A 14,853-nucleotide genomic window follows, 5' to 3' on the forward strand; every position below is an offset into this window, starting at 1 on the left:
CTCAGCCAGCCTCACCCGGCAAATCAAACCACAGGGCCTGCATATCGGTTTTGGCCTGTGCAACCAGTGTATTACTGTGCAGCAGGCCTACGCCATCCCCCGCCTGCAACAGCTGCTCGGCGCTTTTCGCCTGACCACTCAGCATATGCAGATAACCGCTACGGGCACCCACTTGAAGCGCTATAGTTTCACCGGCCTTCATTTCAAGGCGTGATAAGCAGACATCCTGGCGTATAGACAGCGTTCCATCACGACCATCGGGTGTCACTAACGCCGTCAGCTTAGCATTCTGCTCTATGGTGGCCTGTTGATAACCGGGCTTCACTCCCCGCACATTGGGCTGGATCCAGATTTGCAAAAAATGCACAGTGTCGGTCGCAGAAGCATTGTATTCCGAATGCATAATACCGCTACCAGCGCTCATCAGCTGCACATCACCGGCCGGAATAACAAACTCATTGCCGGTACTGTCTTTATGCTGCAAAGCCCCTTCCAGCACATAGGAGATAATTTCCATATCCCGGTGACCATGGGTATCAAAGCCAGCACCTCCGCGCACTCGGTCATCATTGATGACCCGCAGCGCAGAAACGCCCATATGTTTGGCATCATAGTAATGGCCAAACGAGAAGGTATGGCGGCTATCCAGCCAGCCAAAGTTGGCCCGACCACGACTATCAGCCAGTCTAATGTAATCCATGTTATTTCCTCAGTTCGACGTTCACATGGACTCACTATAGAAACGAATTTAAAGAACTTAAATCAGATAAAAATTAAAGAAACATTCTATTAATTAGAATCACTCAGTTGCTCTGCGGTCAGCAGACTCTCTGACTGATAACGTACTTCACCAATAAAGGTGCGTGCCGCTGGCCCCAGACGATCACCATCAGCAAAGCACAAATAAAGTTGTGCGGTACGTTTCACCCCTTGCGTCAAGGGCAAGGGCTTGAGCAAGCCGGATTGTAATTCCTGTTCAATAGCGGGCACCGGCAACCAGGCGTAGCCAAACCCCTGGCTGATCATATCAATAGAGGTACGCACGTGGCTCACTGTCCAACGCTGATCAGCCCCCAGCCACCCCACATCTTTGCCTGAGTTGCTGGCGGAATCCCTGACCACGATTTGCCGGTGGGATTTTAAGTCTTCATAACTCAGGGCCTGTGTTTGCTGGTGTAATGCGTGCTGTGGACTGGCAACGGCCAGAAACTCTATTTGACAGAATTCTTCGTTAAACCCGTTAGCCAGCGGCACCGGGGAAAGCGCAATATCAACGCGGGCCTTTTCCAATAGCTCTTGTGCACCGCTGAGCACAGTTTCCATCAGCTCAATACGCAGCAGTGGGAACTGCGCAGATACCGTATCCAACACCCGGTATAACAGATTTTGCGGAAAGACTTCGTCTACTGCGATTTTCAACTGGGTTTCCGTGCCCGCGCCCAAACCTGTTGCCACGGCTTCGAGCTTTGCCGCCTCATCAAGTAAGTAGTTGGCCCGGCGCAGCATCAATTCACCAGCCTGGGTCAATCCGACCTTACGTCCCTTCACCTGCAATAACTTAATGCCTAACGAGTCTTCCAACTTCTGTACCGCGTGGTGAATGGTTGACTGACTTTTATGGATAGCATCACCGGCCTGGCTGAAACCACCGTGCTCCACCACCGCACGAAACATACGCCATTGCCCCAATGTTGTTTTCAGCATTCATAGCCCCTTAGCGCTATCATGCAGATAACGCCTTAAAATTCGCTTTAACTATAAATTCTAAGGGATTTTTACTAAATTGGTTCAGAAATATCGAATAACTATGGTGAATTTACCCCGCCAGCCAACCTAAACCCGCCAGCACCGCACAAGGTAACACCAACCAGGCCGCAGACAGTCTGACAAACTGCAACAAAGCAAAAGCCAGCAGAGCTAATAAGGCGTCCTGCATGGATTGTATGCTCGCACCAAGCAAGGGGTTGATCAGCACCGCTAACAGCATCCCCACCACGGCAGCATTAGCGCCCAACAGCCCCTGACGGGCCAGATGATGTTTTCTCAGCGTCGACCAGAATGGCAAGGTGCCTATGACCAGCAGGCAACCGGGTAAAAAAATCCCAACCAGAGCTATCATGGCAGCCAGCCAACCCGATGATGTCAGCGGCGATGAAGCACCAACAAAAGCCGCAAAAGTAAACAGCGGACCCGGTACAGCCTGCGCTGCACCATAACCGGCCAGGAAGGTATCCGGGCTTATCTGTTGTAGCACTAATTCGGCCTGCAGGAGCGGTAACACCACATGCCCACCACCGAAAACCAGCGCCCCAGCCCGGTAAACGCTGTCAAACAATGATAATAACGGAACCTTGAACTGCTCAGCCAGGAGCGGCAGGGTCAGCAGCAGCGCCATACAAAGCAGCAGCATCACCCCACCTAAGGTTTTACTCAGGGGTACATTCAGTTCGATATTTTGCGCCCCGCCCATTGCAGGTTTGCCCCACCAAAGCGCTGACACTGCAGCAACCACAATGACCAACAGTTGCATGCCACTGCCGGGCCAGAGCAGCAGTAAAAAACAGGCAACCAGTGCAACAACACGACGAATAACGTCGGGGCATAACGACCTCCCCATAGACAATACCGCATGGGCCACCACAGCAACTGCCAGTACTTTGAGTCCGTGCAGCCAGTCCCATCCCAACAACTGCCCCAGGTCTTGCAGATGCAAGGCAAACAAGGTCAGTAGCAGCGCCGAGGGTAAGGTAAAGCCCAGCCAGGCCAGTAAGGCACCTCGCATTCCTCCCTTCAGCAAGCCAATAGCCATACCCACCTGACTGCTGGCTGGTCCGGGTAAAAACTGACAAAGGGCGATAAGCTCCGCATAAGCCGACTCAGACAGCCATCTGCGTTTGTCGACAAACTCCGTGCGAAAGAACCCCAGATGGGCAACAGGGCCACCGAAGGATGTCAGCCCCAGGCGTAAAAACACCCAGAACAATGTCCACATTGAAATGCCGGCAAGCGATTGCTGATAGGAAGATGCGTTCACAGTGGGTGGTCCAGAGCAGCAAGGCTGCCTACTATAAATGGCCCCACCCTGACGAACAACAGGCGTTCAACCTTTGACCCGCACAGGACTTAGCCGCTACTCTGCCTATGATAAAAACAACAACAGGATCCACTATGTCTGACGCTAACCTTGGCTTTGCCCTTAAACTGCTGGACGATACTCAGGCCCCTTTCCATCAGCGTTTATATTTGCACGAGAAGCCCATCCCCACACCGCAGAAAGGCCAGGTATTGGTCAAAATGCTGGCTTCACCGGTAAATCCTTCAGATTTAGTGTACTTACGGGGCCAATATGGATTGCCGCCTCAGGCTAATTCTTATGCGGGATTTGAAGGCTGCGGACTGGTTGTCAAAGCGAATGCCGGATTGTATGGAAAATGGTTGGTCGGTAAACGTGTAGCCCTTTCTGCACAGCCAGGGCAGGACGGTTTATGGGCAAAATATGCCTGCACACTGGCCAGTTATTGTCTGCCGCTGCGCGACAGTATCAGCAACGCGCAGGGAGCGACCCTGATAGTGAATCCGTTAACATCCATTTGTTTGATTGAACGCGCCATACAACTTGGGGCCCGCGCTATTGTCATCAATGCCGCAGCCAGTCAGGTAGGCAAGGGGCTGATCCGTTACGCGCAGACAAAGGGAATCAAAACCATCGCCACAGTGCGCAGCCAGTCCAATCTGGAGGTTTTACATGAGTTGGGCGCCGATCACACCTTACTCACTCTTGATCCTGACTTTAGTCAGCAACTTAAGGTTGCGGTGGAGACCTGTGGGGCCTCTGTTTTAATGGACGCCGTGGCAGACCAGGACACTGCCCGCTTACTCAAGCAAATGCCTGGCGGCAGCACGGCCATTATTTATGGCCGACTGGAAGAGAGTCAGGATCCCCTGGGAGGCAAATTTAGTGTGGCGGATGTGATTTTTCGCGACATGCGCATTGAGGGTTTCTGGCTGGCTCGCACCCTGAAAAAGGCCCCCATCTGGCGGGTCATCGGTCTCAGTCGCAAAGTACAACAGCTATTCAATGACGGTACCTTTAACACAGATATCTATGCACAGACCGGCTTTGATGATTTTGTAGCGGCGCTTGAGCACTACGCAGAACACAAAAGCGACGGCAAGGTCATTCTCGCCCCATAAGCCCAGCCGTCGGCTTCTGCATTATGGTGGCGTCAGGGCAGACGCTGCCAAACCTCTTGTTCAACCAGCTCACCGTCCTGCCAACGGCTTTTCTTCCACAGTTCGCCATCCAGTGTGTAGTCAAACTGATATTTGCCATCTGCCGGCACTGCATAGGAGGTATGCACAGGCCGCTCGGTGTAGGTTTTTTCGTTCGCTTCAAAGTCGCCGGCACCGGCTGCCCAGAACTTACCGTCTGCCATGGTAATAAAGCTGAAATGCTTGTCTGACACGACTTTGATCGCGCTCAGCTTCAAGCCTTCATAGTCAACCTTTTGCCCTTGCTCATTCACGTAAAAGCCCGACATAAGCTGCCAGCTGCCTTTCAGCGAATGGGCCATGGTGCTACTCACCATTAACGAACAAAACAAAATCAAATACTTCATTTAAATTGTCTCCTTGTGCCGGTAGTCAAATCAGAATGTCCGCATAAAGCAGAGATCCATGTCACTCACATTGGTATGTAATAGACAAGATGTTCCAGCGTAACAATTTAATCAATATTAATTTGTTATTAATTAACAAAAGGAGTTCTGTTCGCCTTATGCGATAGGCAAATCAGGGCGTGCACCCCATTCCGTCCAGGAGCCGTCGTACAGCGTCAGGTTGCGATGTCCGCAAGCATAAGCTGCCATCAGTAGTACACAGGCTGTCACACCAGAACCACAGCTGCACACCAGCTGTTTTTCCTGGCTGAGTCCAAGCGCTTCAAATTGTGCCTGCAATTGCGGCACAGGTAACAGACAGCCCTGCGTCTGCAACTGCGTAAAAGGTAAATTTGCAGAATCAGGAATATGGCCTGAGCGCAGACCCGCCCTGGGTTCCGGCTGGGTACCAGCAAAACGACCAGCGCTGCGCGCATCCAACACCAGATAATCAGGCTGTCCGGCGACCGCCAGCAACTGCTCGGCGCTCATCAGCGCCTTATCCTGTAACTGAGCTTGATAAACCTGCGGGGCTGTAGCAGGGGCATGCTTATCGGCCAAGGGCCGCCCCTCGGCTTGCCATTTGGGTAAACCGCCATCCAACACATAAACCTGTTCATGCCCCATGCATTTAAACATCCACCAGGCTCGGGGGGCGGAGTACAGGCCCTGATTGTCATACACCACAATCAGGCTGTCGTTACTGATACCCAGGGCACCCACCAAGTGGGCAAATAACTTCGCATCCGGCATGGTGTGAGGTAATGGGGAATCTGGCTCGCAAACCACCTTATCAATATCAAAGCGGCGCGCTCCTTCAATACAACGCAGATCCGGACTCGGTTCCTGGCCAGGCAAAGGCATACTGGCATCCAATAACACCAGATTCGGCGTGGCCTTATTGGCAGCCAGCCAATCTGTACTGACCATGACCTGATTATGCTGCATGGTTACTCCAGAGTTATGGCTGCGGTTCACCGCGGTTATCTACCGGGTTTATGACAAAATCAACCTGCAATGGCCCCCCCTGTGTAAGCACCTTACACAGGTTATCCGGGCTGTGCTGGCACATCCCCATGTGGGTACGACGCTGACCATCCAATACAAACAAGGTCAGGTAATAACCTTGTTGTGGATCCAACTTAATGTTCTGGCCCAACACAAAGTCCTGCTGCGTCACAAATTCCTGCACATGGCTAAAATCTTCAATCACCAGGCTATCTACCCGCTGGGCGGCTTTATCTGCAATGCGCGGATCGTACTTAAACAAAACCAGTTCCAGGCGACGCCCGTCAAAGGAACCCACGGATTTAGGAATCACAAACTCACCCACAACCTGAGCGGCAACCGGATTTACCACCATAGAGACTTCTTTACAGTTCTCCAGGTTCTCACCTTTTGCATTCAGTAGCATAGCCTCACTGCCCGGCCCGCTGCCTTTGGTCCACCAGATCAGACCTTCTCCCTGATATTTTGCGCCGCTGGCGCTGACCGTTAGGTTAAGAGGATGAATGCGTTGCTTGTATCTGATGCTGGCAGTCTGCTCTGTGGTATAGGCGGCCTCGACCAACTCACCACTGTCGCAGTGATATGAAACCGAAGGTAAGAAATCCTGTTCAGCCACGGAAGGGGCCGTTTTATCAGCCTGGCTACAAGCAAATAACAAGGGGCTAACAAGCAGCCAAGTAAATTTGTTACGCATGGTTTACTCCTTGAGTCAGATAGAGCTCAATCTATCACAGCCAACGTAAAGCGTCATAGGGATGCTGCCGTAAGCTTTGCAGACGGCTGGCTAAATCCCCCACGTGGGCTTCCAGTTTATGGCCATCAGGATCCAGAAAGTACAGCGAATCGCCCTCGCTGCGATTCTCCTTCCATTGGACAACCCCAGCTTCCATCATCCGCCGGAAAAAGTCAGCAAAGTCAGATTTTTCCAGGCTGAATGCCAGATGGGTGTAATCCGCTGCCGGGACAGGGGTATCCAGTGACAAACAAAGCCACAGTTCTCCCAGGCTTAAATAAGCGCCCCGCTGCCAAGTTACATGGCCTGTAAAGCCAAGTAGTCCGATATAAAAATCGACCGAGCGCTGCACATCGGCAACGGCCAGCGTAATATGATTGAGTCCTTTAAGCATAACCAAAAGCCTGTTCACTAAGAGCACTTACGCTAACTCGGTGACCATGCGTTAGCAACGCTTCACTTGCCCTGCTCACCGTGCAATTTGGCCTGCGTCAGCCAATCTGCTTTTTGTACTTCACTGGCACTGATCATCGGGCCAAGCATTTGTTGCCTGAGAGTCTGAATACCACAAAATGCTAAGGTGGTTATTTTTAATTGTTTCATCGCCGGTGCGCCCTGCCACCAGCGAAAATACCAAGGCGGGGTATCCATAGTCAGTATCAGGCTGGCGGTTTTACCCCTCAGCAGTTTTTGCTGCATGGTCATGCCTTTTTCATAACGAAACGCAAAACCGGGTAAAAAAGTGCGGTCAAATAGACCTTTAAACTTAGCGGGCAATCCACCCCACCACACAGGACTATAAACCACCAAATGTTCCGCCCAGCTAAGCTGCTGTTGGAAATGTTCCAGACAGTCTTCCAGCGGTTGCACCTGCGCATAGCCTTGGCTTAAATCCGGGTTAAACGTCATGGCAGACAACAAACATAACTGCACATCATGGTCTTTGGATGCCCCTGCCTGATAAGACATGGCTAAAGATTCACTGAAACTACCGGCTTTGGGACTACCACTAATAACCAGAATTCGCTTTTTCACACTGACTCCTTTGATAAAACAAAGGCGCAGTCTAGCGTCTCCCCTTTAGGGCAGAGTCAATGGACAGTGACCAATTTCCTCACAGCAGGCATCCAATTGTTTGATACGCGCCTGAGTTTGCATAATCTGGGCTTCCATTTCAGCGCGGATCTCAAACAAAAATTGACGTATGCCCTGCCAATCCAAGACACCACTGTTATATCGCATCGCAGGCTGCAAACGAGCCAGGCTGATCCCCAGCTGTCTGGCTTCCCGAATCAACAATAAGGCGTCGATATGTGACTGCTCATACACCCGGTATGTGCCCTGACGCTTGGGCGGCGTAATCAGCCCTTTTTCTTCATACAACCTTATGGCCTTAATCGTCAGGCCGGTCAGGGCGGCGACTTTACCTATATACATAACGTGCAACCTTGCCCGGCGTTATCTGCGCTAGGATTCTCAGCCAGTGCCAAAGGCATGATGGGAGTCAAAGACACAACAAGCACTTTCGTTCCTTAATCTGATAAAGGTTCTGCGTCTGCATTATGCGCAAATCTTTCCTCACAAAGAATACTCTTTCTTGATCCACCAATTTGCTTAGGTTCTGCCGATAGGTTCTAGAGACTACGACTGGACTGAAAACAAACCACAGGTTGATGCTCAATAAAGGTATCCCAGTAGCCGGGCAGGTAATCAGCCTGGGCGCTGGGTGACACCTGTGGCTCCAGCCATAGTAAGTCGGTGAGTCCGGCCAGAGAAAAGGCCTGTTCGTGAGTTTGGCGACTTAAGTGGTAGTTGGTGACAGTGATCATCTCATCACCAGGCAGAAAAAAGCGATAACTGAACGGCATGCCTTCCTCAACGGCCGCAGGGTCGCGGGTGAAACCATAAGGCCGCATACTCAGCAGCTCACCGCTGTAGTCCGGATTACTGTTAATTCCGATAAAACGTCCACCTGGCCGCAAATGCCTGGCCACAATTTGACACATGCGGCTGAGATCCTGCGCCGACTGTGCATAGTTAAGCAGATAACTGGCAAACACCAGGTCGAACTGCTGAGACAATTGCAGGTCGCGCACATCACAGCGGATAAAATCAATGCCCAGTGGTCGCTTCATTTCCTGCTGTTGCGCCAGGTTGATCATGGCCGACGAGATATCTACCCCCACCACTTTCTTCGCCCCACGATAGCGCAGCATACGGGTATGAAATCCTTCACCACAAGCAAGATCCAGTACACTTTGGCCGCTCAGATCGCCCACCAATTCGGATAACATAAACATTTCAATATGCTGCCGCCAGGGTTGCAACTTGGCGCGGCGATATTCTTCGGCTATACCGTCGTAGTCTGTGGTCATAATGGCAACGGCGGTCCCATCCCTGTCAGCGACAAGCTATGAGTATGTTGGGCGAATAGCGGATAGGCAAATTACCCGGCAGGAAAAGCCGGGCCTTTTAGCTCAATAATATTGTTGTCTGGATCCTTAAAGTACAAGGACAAGCCCTGACCTTCAGCGCCAAAATTCAGGCTGGCTGGCCCAAGTGGGGTTATTCCAAAAGCTGCCAAATGGGCCACCAGCCCGGCTTCATCAAAGGGCTCAATACGCAAACAGAAATGGTCAACATTATGCCCTTCGACGCCGGGCCCCCGACCACCTTGCTGTCCTAGCTTGCCAACCAGACTAATCAGATCAATCAGAGACGAGCCGGCGCGTAGATGAACCAGCCCCAGATGGGCTTGTCGTTTCACTACTTCACAGCCCAGAACCTGCTGATAAAAGTGGACACTGCGCTCCAGGTCCACCACCCGCAGGACCAGATGATCAATGGCTTGGATGTTAACCATCAAAGCTCAGGAAGCCTTTACCACACCCTGCGACTGCATCAGGGACTCAATTTCAGACAAACTGGCCGGATCATCAATAGTGGAGGGTACTGCATACTCCTGCCCATCGGCTATCTGGCGCAGTAGCTTGCGCAAAATCTTACCGGAACGGGTTTTAGGTAAACGCTGCACCACCACCGCCCGTTGGAAACAGGCAATGGGGCCAATCTCGCTGCGCACCATAGCCACCAGCTCTTCTTGCAAACGGGACTCCTCTATCTCTACCCCGTCTTTGAGTAACACCAGACCAATAGGCACCTGCCCTTTTAGCTCATCATGGATACCAATCACGCTGCATTCGGCCACCGCGGCGTGAGCAGCCAGAATTTCTTCCATCTCACCGGTGGAAAGCCGGTGCCCGGCCACGTTAATCACATCGTCGGTACGCCCCATAATAAACACGTATCCGTCCTTATCTTTGTAACCACCGTCGCCGGAACAGTAGTAACCCGGGTAGTCCCGCAAATAGCCGGCCTGAAAACGTTCATGATTGCCCCAGATGGTCGGTAAACACCCTGGCGGCAGCGGCAGCTTAATGGCAATCGCCCCTTGCTGACCATCCGGCATGGGTTGACCATTACCGTCCAGCACCTGAACATCAAATCCGGGCACCGGCAACGTAGAAGAACCAGGTTTAGGCGGCATATCTTCAATACCGGTTGGATTGGCACAGATGGCCCACCCCGTTTCGGTTTGCCACCAATGGTCAATCACGGGTTTGCCGGTATGTTTCACCACCCAGTCATAAGTGGGCGGGTCAAGGCGTTCACCGGCCATAAAAATGGCGCGCAGCTTACCTATATTGTAGCGTTCAAGCTTGGTTGCCTCCGGGTCTTCCTTCTTAATGGCCCTAAAGGCCGTAGGCGCAGCAAACAGGACTTTCACCCCATACTCCTGCACCACCCGCCAAAACGCACCGGCATCCGGCGTGCGCACAGGTTTACCTTCATACAATAGGGTAGTGCAACCAGCCAACAACGGTCCGTACACTATGTAGGAATGTCCCACTACCCAACCCACATCGGAGGCCGCCCAAAACACTTCCCCCGGCTGCATGTTGTAAATAGATTGCATGGAATAGTTCAAGGCGACCGCATGGCCACCATTGTCTCTGACAACCCCCTTGGGTTTACCTGTGGTTCCCGAGGTATACAGAATATAGAGTGGATCGGTTCCGGCCACTGGCACACAATCTGCGGGCGTTGCTTTGGCCATAGCCTCGTGCCAATCCAGATCCCGCTCTGAGCTTAATTGTACCGGTGCCTGTTCGCGCTCCAGAATAATGCAACGCAGCGGTTTATAACTGGAACGTTCAATGGCGGCATCCAGCATCGGCTTGTATTCAATGACCTTATTCACCTCGATACCACAAGACGCAGACACCACCACCTTAGGTTCAGCATCTTCAATGCGCAGCGCCAGTTCGTGAGGGGCAAAACCGCCAAACACCACGGAATGAATAGCCCCTAACCTGGCAACTGCCAACATAGCAACCAAAGCCTCTGGCACCATTGGCATGTAGATCACTACCCGGTCGCCTTTTTCCACTCCTTGCGCCTTAAGCACGCCAGCAAATAAGGCGACTTGCTTGAGCAAGCTGGCGTAGCTGATCTGCTTTTTCTGATTACTGACCGGAGAGTCATAGATGATGGCGGTTTGCTCGCCACGGCCTTGTTCCACATGCCAGTCGAGGGCCATATACGCGGTATTCATCTGGCCATCAGCGAACCAGCGCTGCATGCCGTTTGCATCCGTGCTGAGAATAGTCTGAGGCTGACGAAACCAGGGCAGTTCAGCAGCTTTTTCTTGCCAAAAGGCTTCAGGTTCGCGGATAGCGCGTTGATATTCACTTTGGTATGACATGTTCGCTTCACCTTGTTGCAGGGTTGGCCTTTTTAGTAAGGCTCTAAGCTGAGTGATAGGGCTCAGCCTTGAATATTTATTATGCAACTGTAGACAAAACATGCAGGTTTTGGCATTAGACTTAAGGATAACCCGCCATATTGTCGACAATCATCCACTACAACCTGGTTTACCGGCGAATAAAATCAACACTGTTACTGCTCGGGCACCACGGCCTCAACCAACAACGCCAGTAAGCTCAGGGACTCCTGCCAGCCAGCATAGCAAAGCTCGGCCGGAATAGCCTCAGGCACGCCTTCCTGCACTATGGTTAATTCGGTACCGCATAACACCGGCTTAAACGCAATGCTCACCTGCATCTGGCCGGCCAAATTAGGATCGTCAAACTGGTCGCTGTAGCGAATCAGGCGCCCCGGCTCAAGGGCCAGGTAGCGACCTCCGAATGCATGACACTGACCTGTAGAAAAGTTACTGAATGACATCTTATACCCCCCTCCCACCCGGGCATCCATTTCCTGAATCTGTCCGGTAAAGCCATGAGGAGGTAGCCACTTAAGCATGGCAGCAGGGTCGATAAAGGCACGATAGGCCTTCTCGGGCGAGGTACGCAGTATGCGATGAAGACGAATAGTCTGACCTGACATAGCAATCTCCTGTTGAAGTTAACAGCATAGAATATAGTTACGCTATGTAGTCGAACTTCAATTATAGGTTTCGACAGCCCAGAGGTATTTCGCTTTCCAACCTTAGCAGCCTATCCACCGAGTGCTGATAAATCCGGGTTTTGGCACCGAATAACGAATAGCCGTCGGCCAGGCGCTGCCAGCCAAACTTTTCGTATAACCCCTGATGATCTGTGGTCAGGTAGAGTTGCTCAAACCCCATCGCCCCGGCTTGCTTAGCCGCATGGACAAAAATACCTTGGCTAAGCCGCTGGCCCCGTTCAGATTCCTCTATAAACAGGCAAGCCAGCCAGGGCCATAAGTCACAGCGACTGATAAAGTCATTGGTAATCAGTCCGTAGCATCCCACCGCTTGCTGACCTTTCAACAACAAAAAGAACTTAGGTAACTGTTTCACCCCGGCGGAATGTGCGATGGCATCCAGATAAAAGCCGTGATTATGGCTGTTACCCCATTTGCTGTGAAAATAGTCTGCCGCGGCGTCCACGCCGTATTCAGTGGCATCCATAATCTGGTAGTCCATCATCCCAACCAAAGCAATAAGGACAAAACCGCTAACCACAGTAGCTGCGCACCATAACTTAAGCGCTGATGCAGACCCGGGTTAGTTCTGGCCTTGTAGGCCCTGCCAAGGGTCAGACTAAAAAGCAGCGTGGCAACAAGGCAAGCCAGGGAGAACCACTGAAACCCGGCAGGAAGGTAAGTATTGTCTGGAAGGGTAAAAACTAACGCCGGCGCAATCAGCAAGCTCAGCAGCATCACCATACCGGCCCAGGAATGAATCTGGCAATGCCGGCTTGGCGTTGCGGTATAAGCATCGAAGTCCATAGGAAAATACCCGGCCACCCAGGTCGCCACACCATGCAGGATAATCAGACCACCCATCCACTGTAATCCAGTGGGCGCATCAGGTAAGGCAAGCAGCGCATAACCAAACAGGCAGAACAGCAGCCCCAGCGGGTAATTATTAATCTTTGGCGACAGCTTCTGGGTAGGGCTACCGGTGGCCCCCAGTTCACTACAAAACTGTCGGCTGTGGTTATAACCAGGGTAGCGGCTGGCGGCGATTGTAACCCCAATCACCATCCAGATAGTTGCCAGCAGGCCAGTGAGAATCAGTACATCCATATACCTACTCCATAAAAGGTATGACAGGTTAGATCAGCAGAGGTAACAGCACATTGCGGCTAATCCTGTGATGGGTGGCATTGGCGTATTTCGCCGAATAGCCATTAAACATCAGAACCAACAACAAGTCTCGCTCCGGCACATATTGCACCAGGGCAGTGTAGCCATAATCGGTACTGCCCCCCATTTGCCAGATAGACATACCGCTGCTGCCGCTGATTGCCCAGTTTCCCAGGGTCCATTTCTTATTCACCGGTTGGAACACCAAGCCGGTAAGCTCAGAAGAAAGTTGTCCGCCTCCCTGCAAGGCCTGAAACCAGCGCTGTAAGTCATCTACGCTCGAGACCATGCCGCCTGAACCGATCAATGCCCAGGTTAGCGGTTTGGCAAACGTCGTCTGGCCGCTGTCCTTTCCACCATAGCCTTTGGCGACATACTGAGTATCCAGCGCCTGGTCCGCATAAAAACGGGTTTTGTTAAGTTGCAGGGGAGCAAGCAGTTGCTGCTGTACATAATCGCGAAAATCCATCCCGGAAACCCGTTCAACAATGGCGGCCAATAAGGTGTAGGCAGCATTGGAGTAGGTAATATCGGTACCCGGCTGACTCAGCAGCGGCAAACTAAGAATACGTCGCTCGGCCTCGTCTCTGTCTATCGGCTCAAAATCAGACGTATTGTGAAAATTGTCCAAGCCACTTTGATGGGCTAAGAGTTGTTCAATATTGATGTCACGTTTATCAGCCGGTGCATTGGGATAAAACTCAACAAGGCGGCTGCTCAGAGATAATTTACCTTGCACATGCAGTTGCAAAACCGCCGCTGCGGTAAAGGTTTTGGCAATAGAGCCCATGTCATACAGATTCTGGCTGTCATTATGCTTGTGTAAGGCGCGGTCTGCATCGCCGTAACCACATTCAAACAGCAATTGCTGATGCTGAACAACACGCACCATACCGTCAAACGTGCCCTGAATATGCTCACTGGTCAGTGCTTGATCCAGTCGCTTGGCCTGCTCTGTGGGGGTGGGGCAAAAGGGGCGTGGCGTGCGCTGGGCACTTTGCTGAGATGGCGGACTGCTACAGGCGACCAGTGTTAACAATAAAACCAGGCTAACACCGCCAAGCAACCACTTCATCAGACTCTCCTTCGCAATTTAGGGTGTTCCGTTTACATGACGAAACATAAGGGCTGCAGGTTTGCGCAGCGCGTGGGCACAGTATCTCCGCGTTTGCACAGTGATGCAATTTGATCTAGTCCAGCACCAGGAGTGGCACGACCAGAGGCCGTGAATATTTTCCCGTTCTTTATCCCACCATATAGGTGCCTGTGCCGAACGCGATATGCTCTCCCTGCTCGTTATGCAGTTCCATTCGACAAACGGCTACCCGACTTCCCTTGCGGATCACATTGGCGGTAGCGATAAATTCACTGCCCTTACCAGGGCGCAGATAGTCCACCCGCATATCAATAGTGCCGATGCGCGCCAATTGCTGCTGAAACTGGGCCAGGGTTAGTTGTGGCATATCCCTCACCACATGCAGGATAGCCATCAGCCCACCAACAGTATCCAGTACCGCGGCGGTTACCCCACCATGCAGTATTTTCTGGATTGGATTGCCCATTAAACCATCATGCCAGGGCAGCCGAACTTCCACGCCGTCACCATCGAACTGGCTGATTTGCAGCCCCAGCAATTGATTAAACGGCATATGTTCGCGGAACACGCCAGCCACGTATTCGGCTAATTGTTTGCTATCTAAAACCCCTTGCGTATGCACAATTCAACCCTCTGGTTTGACCTGTTAGCATCATAACAGGCTTTTCCCTCGCCAATGCAAGCCATTGTCGTCATGAATTGTCGGCAACTTTGGGGTAGAC

The 14,853-nt window shown here is 51.9% G+C and carries 18 protein-coding genes; 1 reads left to right on the forward strand and 17 read right to left on the reverse strand.

Annotated features, from left to right (window positions below; translation table 11 throughout):
- Position 1: 1 nt before the first annotated feature.
- From IEX02_RS04620 to chrA, 3 genes are all read right to left on the reverse strand, one after another.
- Entirely contained in the window at positions 2-700 is a 699-nt protein-coding gene (locus IEX02_RS04620) for a pirin family protein (RefSeq protein ID WP_188690925.1), read from the reverse strand.
- A gap of 89 nt (positions 701-789) precedes the next feature.
- Positions 790-1,704, reverse strand: a complete 915-nt coding sequence (locus IEX02_RS04625) for a LysR family transcriptional regulator (RefSeq protein ID WP_188690928.1) — start codon at positions 1,702-1,704, stop codon at positions 790-792.
- A 112-nt stretch (positions 1,705-1,816) separates the two neighbouring features.
- A complete protein-coding gene (gene chrA / locus IEX02_RS04630; RefSeq protein WP_229702054.1) occupies positions 1,817-3,034 on the reverse strand; it encodes a chromate efflux transporter in 1,218 nt (405 codons plus the stop codon).
- A 134-nt stretch (positions 3,035-3,168) separates the two neighbouring features.
- Between chrA and IEX02_RS04635 the strand changes: the two genes are divergently transcribed.
- Complete coding sequence (locus IEX02_RS04635) at positions 3,169-4,194, forward strand: zinc-binding dehydrogenase (RefSeq protein ID WP_188690931.1); 1,026 nt, start codon at positions 3,169-3,171, stop codon at positions 4,192-4,194.
- A gap of 32 nt (positions 4,195-4,226) precedes the next feature.
- Here the strand turns inward: IEX02_RS04635 and IEX02_RS04640 are convergent, their stop codons facing one another.
- From IEX02_RS04640 to IEX02_RS04705, 14 genes are all read right to left on the reverse strand, one after another.
- Positions 4,227-4,619, reverse strand: a complete 393-nt coding sequence (locus IEX02_RS04640; protein ID WP_188690934.1) for a hypothetical protein — start codon at positions 4,617-4,619, stop codon at positions 4,227-4,229.
- A 156-nt stretch (positions 4,620-4,775) separates the two neighbouring features.
- Positions 4,776-5,606 carry a sulfurtransferase gene (locus IEX02_RS04645; protein WP_188690937.1) on the reverse strand — a complete coding sequence of 277 codons (831 nt, stop codon included), beginning with the start codon at positions 5,604-5,606 and terminating at the stop codon, positions 4,776-4,778.
- A 13-nt stretch (positions 5,607-5,619) separates the two neighbouring features.
- Positions 5,620-6,360, reverse strand: a complete 741-nt coding sequence (locus IEX02_RS04650) for an MliC family protein (protein ID WP_188690940.1) — start codon at positions 6,358-6,360, stop codon at positions 5,620-5,622.
- A 34-nt stretch (positions 6,361-6,394) separates the two neighbouring features.
- Positions 6,395-6,793: a fosfomycin resistance glutathione transferase gene (gene fos / locus IEX02_RS04655; RefSeq protein WP_188690943.1), complete on the reverse strand. Its 399-nt coding sequence runs from the start codon at positions 6,791-6,793 to the stop codon at positions 6,395-6,397.
- Positions 6,794-6,855: 62 nt separating this feature from the next.
- On the reverse strand, positions 6,856-7,434 hold the full coding sequence (locus IEX02_RS04660; protein WP_188690946.1) for an NAD(P)H-dependent oxidoreductase: 579 nt from the start codon (positions 7,432-7,434) through the stop codon (positions 6,856-6,858).
- A 45-nt stretch (positions 7,435-7,479) separates the two neighbouring features.
- Positions 7,480-7,836, reverse strand: coding sequence for a MerR family transcriptional regulator (locus IEX02_RS04665; RefSeq protein ID WP_188690949.1), 357 nt, complete (start codon positions 7,834-7,836; stop codon positions 7,480-7,482).
- Between the two features lie 197 nt (positions 7,837-8,033).
- The gene (locus IEX02_RS04670) at positions 8,034-8,774 is read right to left on the reverse strand and encodes a class I SAM-dependent methyltransferase (protein WP_188690952.1); all 741 of its coding nucleotides are present in this window, start codon (positions 8,772-8,774) and stop codon (positions 8,034-8,036) included.
- A gap of 71 nt (positions 8,775-8,845) precedes the next feature.
- The gene (locus IEX02_RS04675) at positions 8,846-9,262 is read right to left on the reverse strand and encodes a VOC family protein (RefSeq protein WP_188690954.1); all 417 of its coding nucleotides are present in this window, start codon (positions 9,260-9,262) and stop codon (positions 8,846-8,848) included.
- A 6-nt stretch (positions 9,263-9,268) separates the two neighbouring features.
- Positions 9,269-11,164, reverse strand: coding sequence for a propionyl-CoA synthetase (locus IEX02_RS04680; RefSeq protein ID WP_188690957.1), 1,896 nt, complete (start codon positions 11,162-11,164; stop codon positions 9,269-9,271).
- Between the two features lie 194 nt (positions 11,165-11,358).
- Positions 11,359-11,808 carry an SRPBCC family protein gene (locus tag IEX02_RS04685; protein ID WP_188690960.1) on the reverse strand — a complete coding sequence of 150 codons (450 nt, stop codon included), beginning with the start codon at positions 11,806-11,808 and terminating at the stop codon, positions 11,359-11,361.
- Positions 11,809-11,869: 61 nt separating this feature from the next.
- Positions 11,870-12,373 carry a GNAT family N-acetyltransferase gene (locus tag IEX02_RS04690; protein WP_188690963.1) on the reverse strand — a complete coding sequence of 168 codons (504 nt, stop codon included), beginning with the start codon at positions 12,371-12,373 and terminating at the stop codon, positions 11,870-11,872.
- Positions 12,370-12,975, reverse strand: coding sequence for a DUF998 domain-containing protein (locus IEX02_RS04695; RefSeq protein WP_188690966.1), 606 nt, complete (start codon positions 12,973-12,975; stop codon positions 12,370-12,372). Before IEX02_RS04695 ends, IEX02_RS04690 begins: the two co-directional genes overlap by 4 nt.
- A gap of 28 nt (positions 12,976-13,003) precedes the next feature.
- On the reverse strand, positions 13,004-14,110 hold the full coding sequence (locus tag IEX02_RS04700; protein WP_188690968.1) for a serine hydrolase domain-containing protein: 1,107 nt from the start codon (positions 14,108-14,110) through the stop codon (positions 13,004-13,006).
- Positions 14,111-14,279: 169 nt separating this feature from the next.
- Complete coding sequence (locus IEX02_RS04705) at positions 14,280-14,753, reverse strand: thioesterase family protein (RefSeq protein ID WP_188690970.1); 474 nt, start codon at positions 14,751-14,753, stop codon at positions 14,280-14,282.
- Positions 14,754-14,853 lie beyond the last annotated feature (100 nt).

The sequence above is a fragment of the Bowmanella pacifica genome (assembly GCF_014645355.1).
Classification (GTDB): domain Bacteria; phylum Pseudomonadota; class Gammaproteobacteria; order Enterobacterales; family Alteromonadaceae; genus Bowmanella; species Bowmanella pacifica.

Coding starts and splice junctions, on each gene's coding strand:
- IEX02_RS04685 (WP_188690960.1), bottom strand. CDS start 11,808: ATGTCAGGTCAGACTATTCGTCTTCATCGCATACTGCGTACCTCGCCC.
- IEX02_RS04640 (WP_188690934.1), bottom strand. CDS start 4,619: ATGAAGTATTTGATTTTGTTTTGTTCGTTAATGGTGAGTAGCACCATG.
- IEX02_RS04625 (WP_188690928.1), bottom strand. CDS start 1,704: ATGCTGAAAACAACATTGGGGCAATGGCGTATGTTTCGTGCGGTGGTG.
- IEX02_RS04690 (WP_188690963.1), bottom strand. CDS start 12,373: ATGATGGACTACCAGATTATGGATGCCACTGAATACGGCGTGGACGCC.
- IEX02_RS04635 (WP_188690931.1), top strand. CDS start 3,169: ATGTCTGACGCTAACCTTGGCTTTGCCCTTAAACTGCTGGACGATACT.
- IEX02_RS04700 (WP_188690968.1), bottom strand. CDS start 14,110: ATGAAGTGGTTGCTTGGCGGTGTTAGCCTGGTTTTATTGTTAACACTG.
- IEX02_RS04620 (WP_188690925.1), bottom strand. CDS start 700: ATGGATTACATTAGACTGGCTGATAGTCGTGGTCGGGCCAACTTTGGC.
- fos (WP_188690943.1), bottom strand. CDS start 6,793: ATGCTTAAAGGACTCAATCATATTACGCTGGCCGTTGCCGATGTGCAG.
- IEX02_RS04670 (WP_188690952.1), bottom strand. CDS start 8,774: ATGACCACAGACTACGACGGTATAGCCGAAGAATATCGCCGCGCCAAG.
- IEX02_RS04665 (WP_188690949.1), bottom strand. CDS start 7,836: ATGTATATAGGTAAAGTCGCCGCCCTGACCGGCCTGACGATTAAGGCC.
- IEX02_RS04675 (WP_188690954.1), bottom strand. CDS start 9,262: ATGGTTAACATCCAAGCCATTGATCATCTGGTCCTGCGGGTGGTGGAC.
- IEX02_RS04645 (WP_188690937.1), bottom strand. CDS start 5,606: ATGCAGCATAATCAGGTCATGGTCAGTACAGATTGGCTGGCTGCCAAT.
- IEX02_RS04680 (WP_188690957.1), bottom strand. CDS start 11,164: ATGTCATACCAAAGTGAATATCAACGCGCTATCCGCGAACCTGAAGCC.
- IEX02_RS04695 (WP_188690966.1), bottom strand. CDS start 12,975: ATGGATGTACTGATTCTCACTGGCCTGCTGGCAACTATCTGGATGGTG.
- IEX02_RS04650 (WP_188690940.1), bottom strand. CDS start 6,360: ATGCGTAACAAATTTACTTGGCTGCTTGTTAGCCCCTTGTTATTTGCT.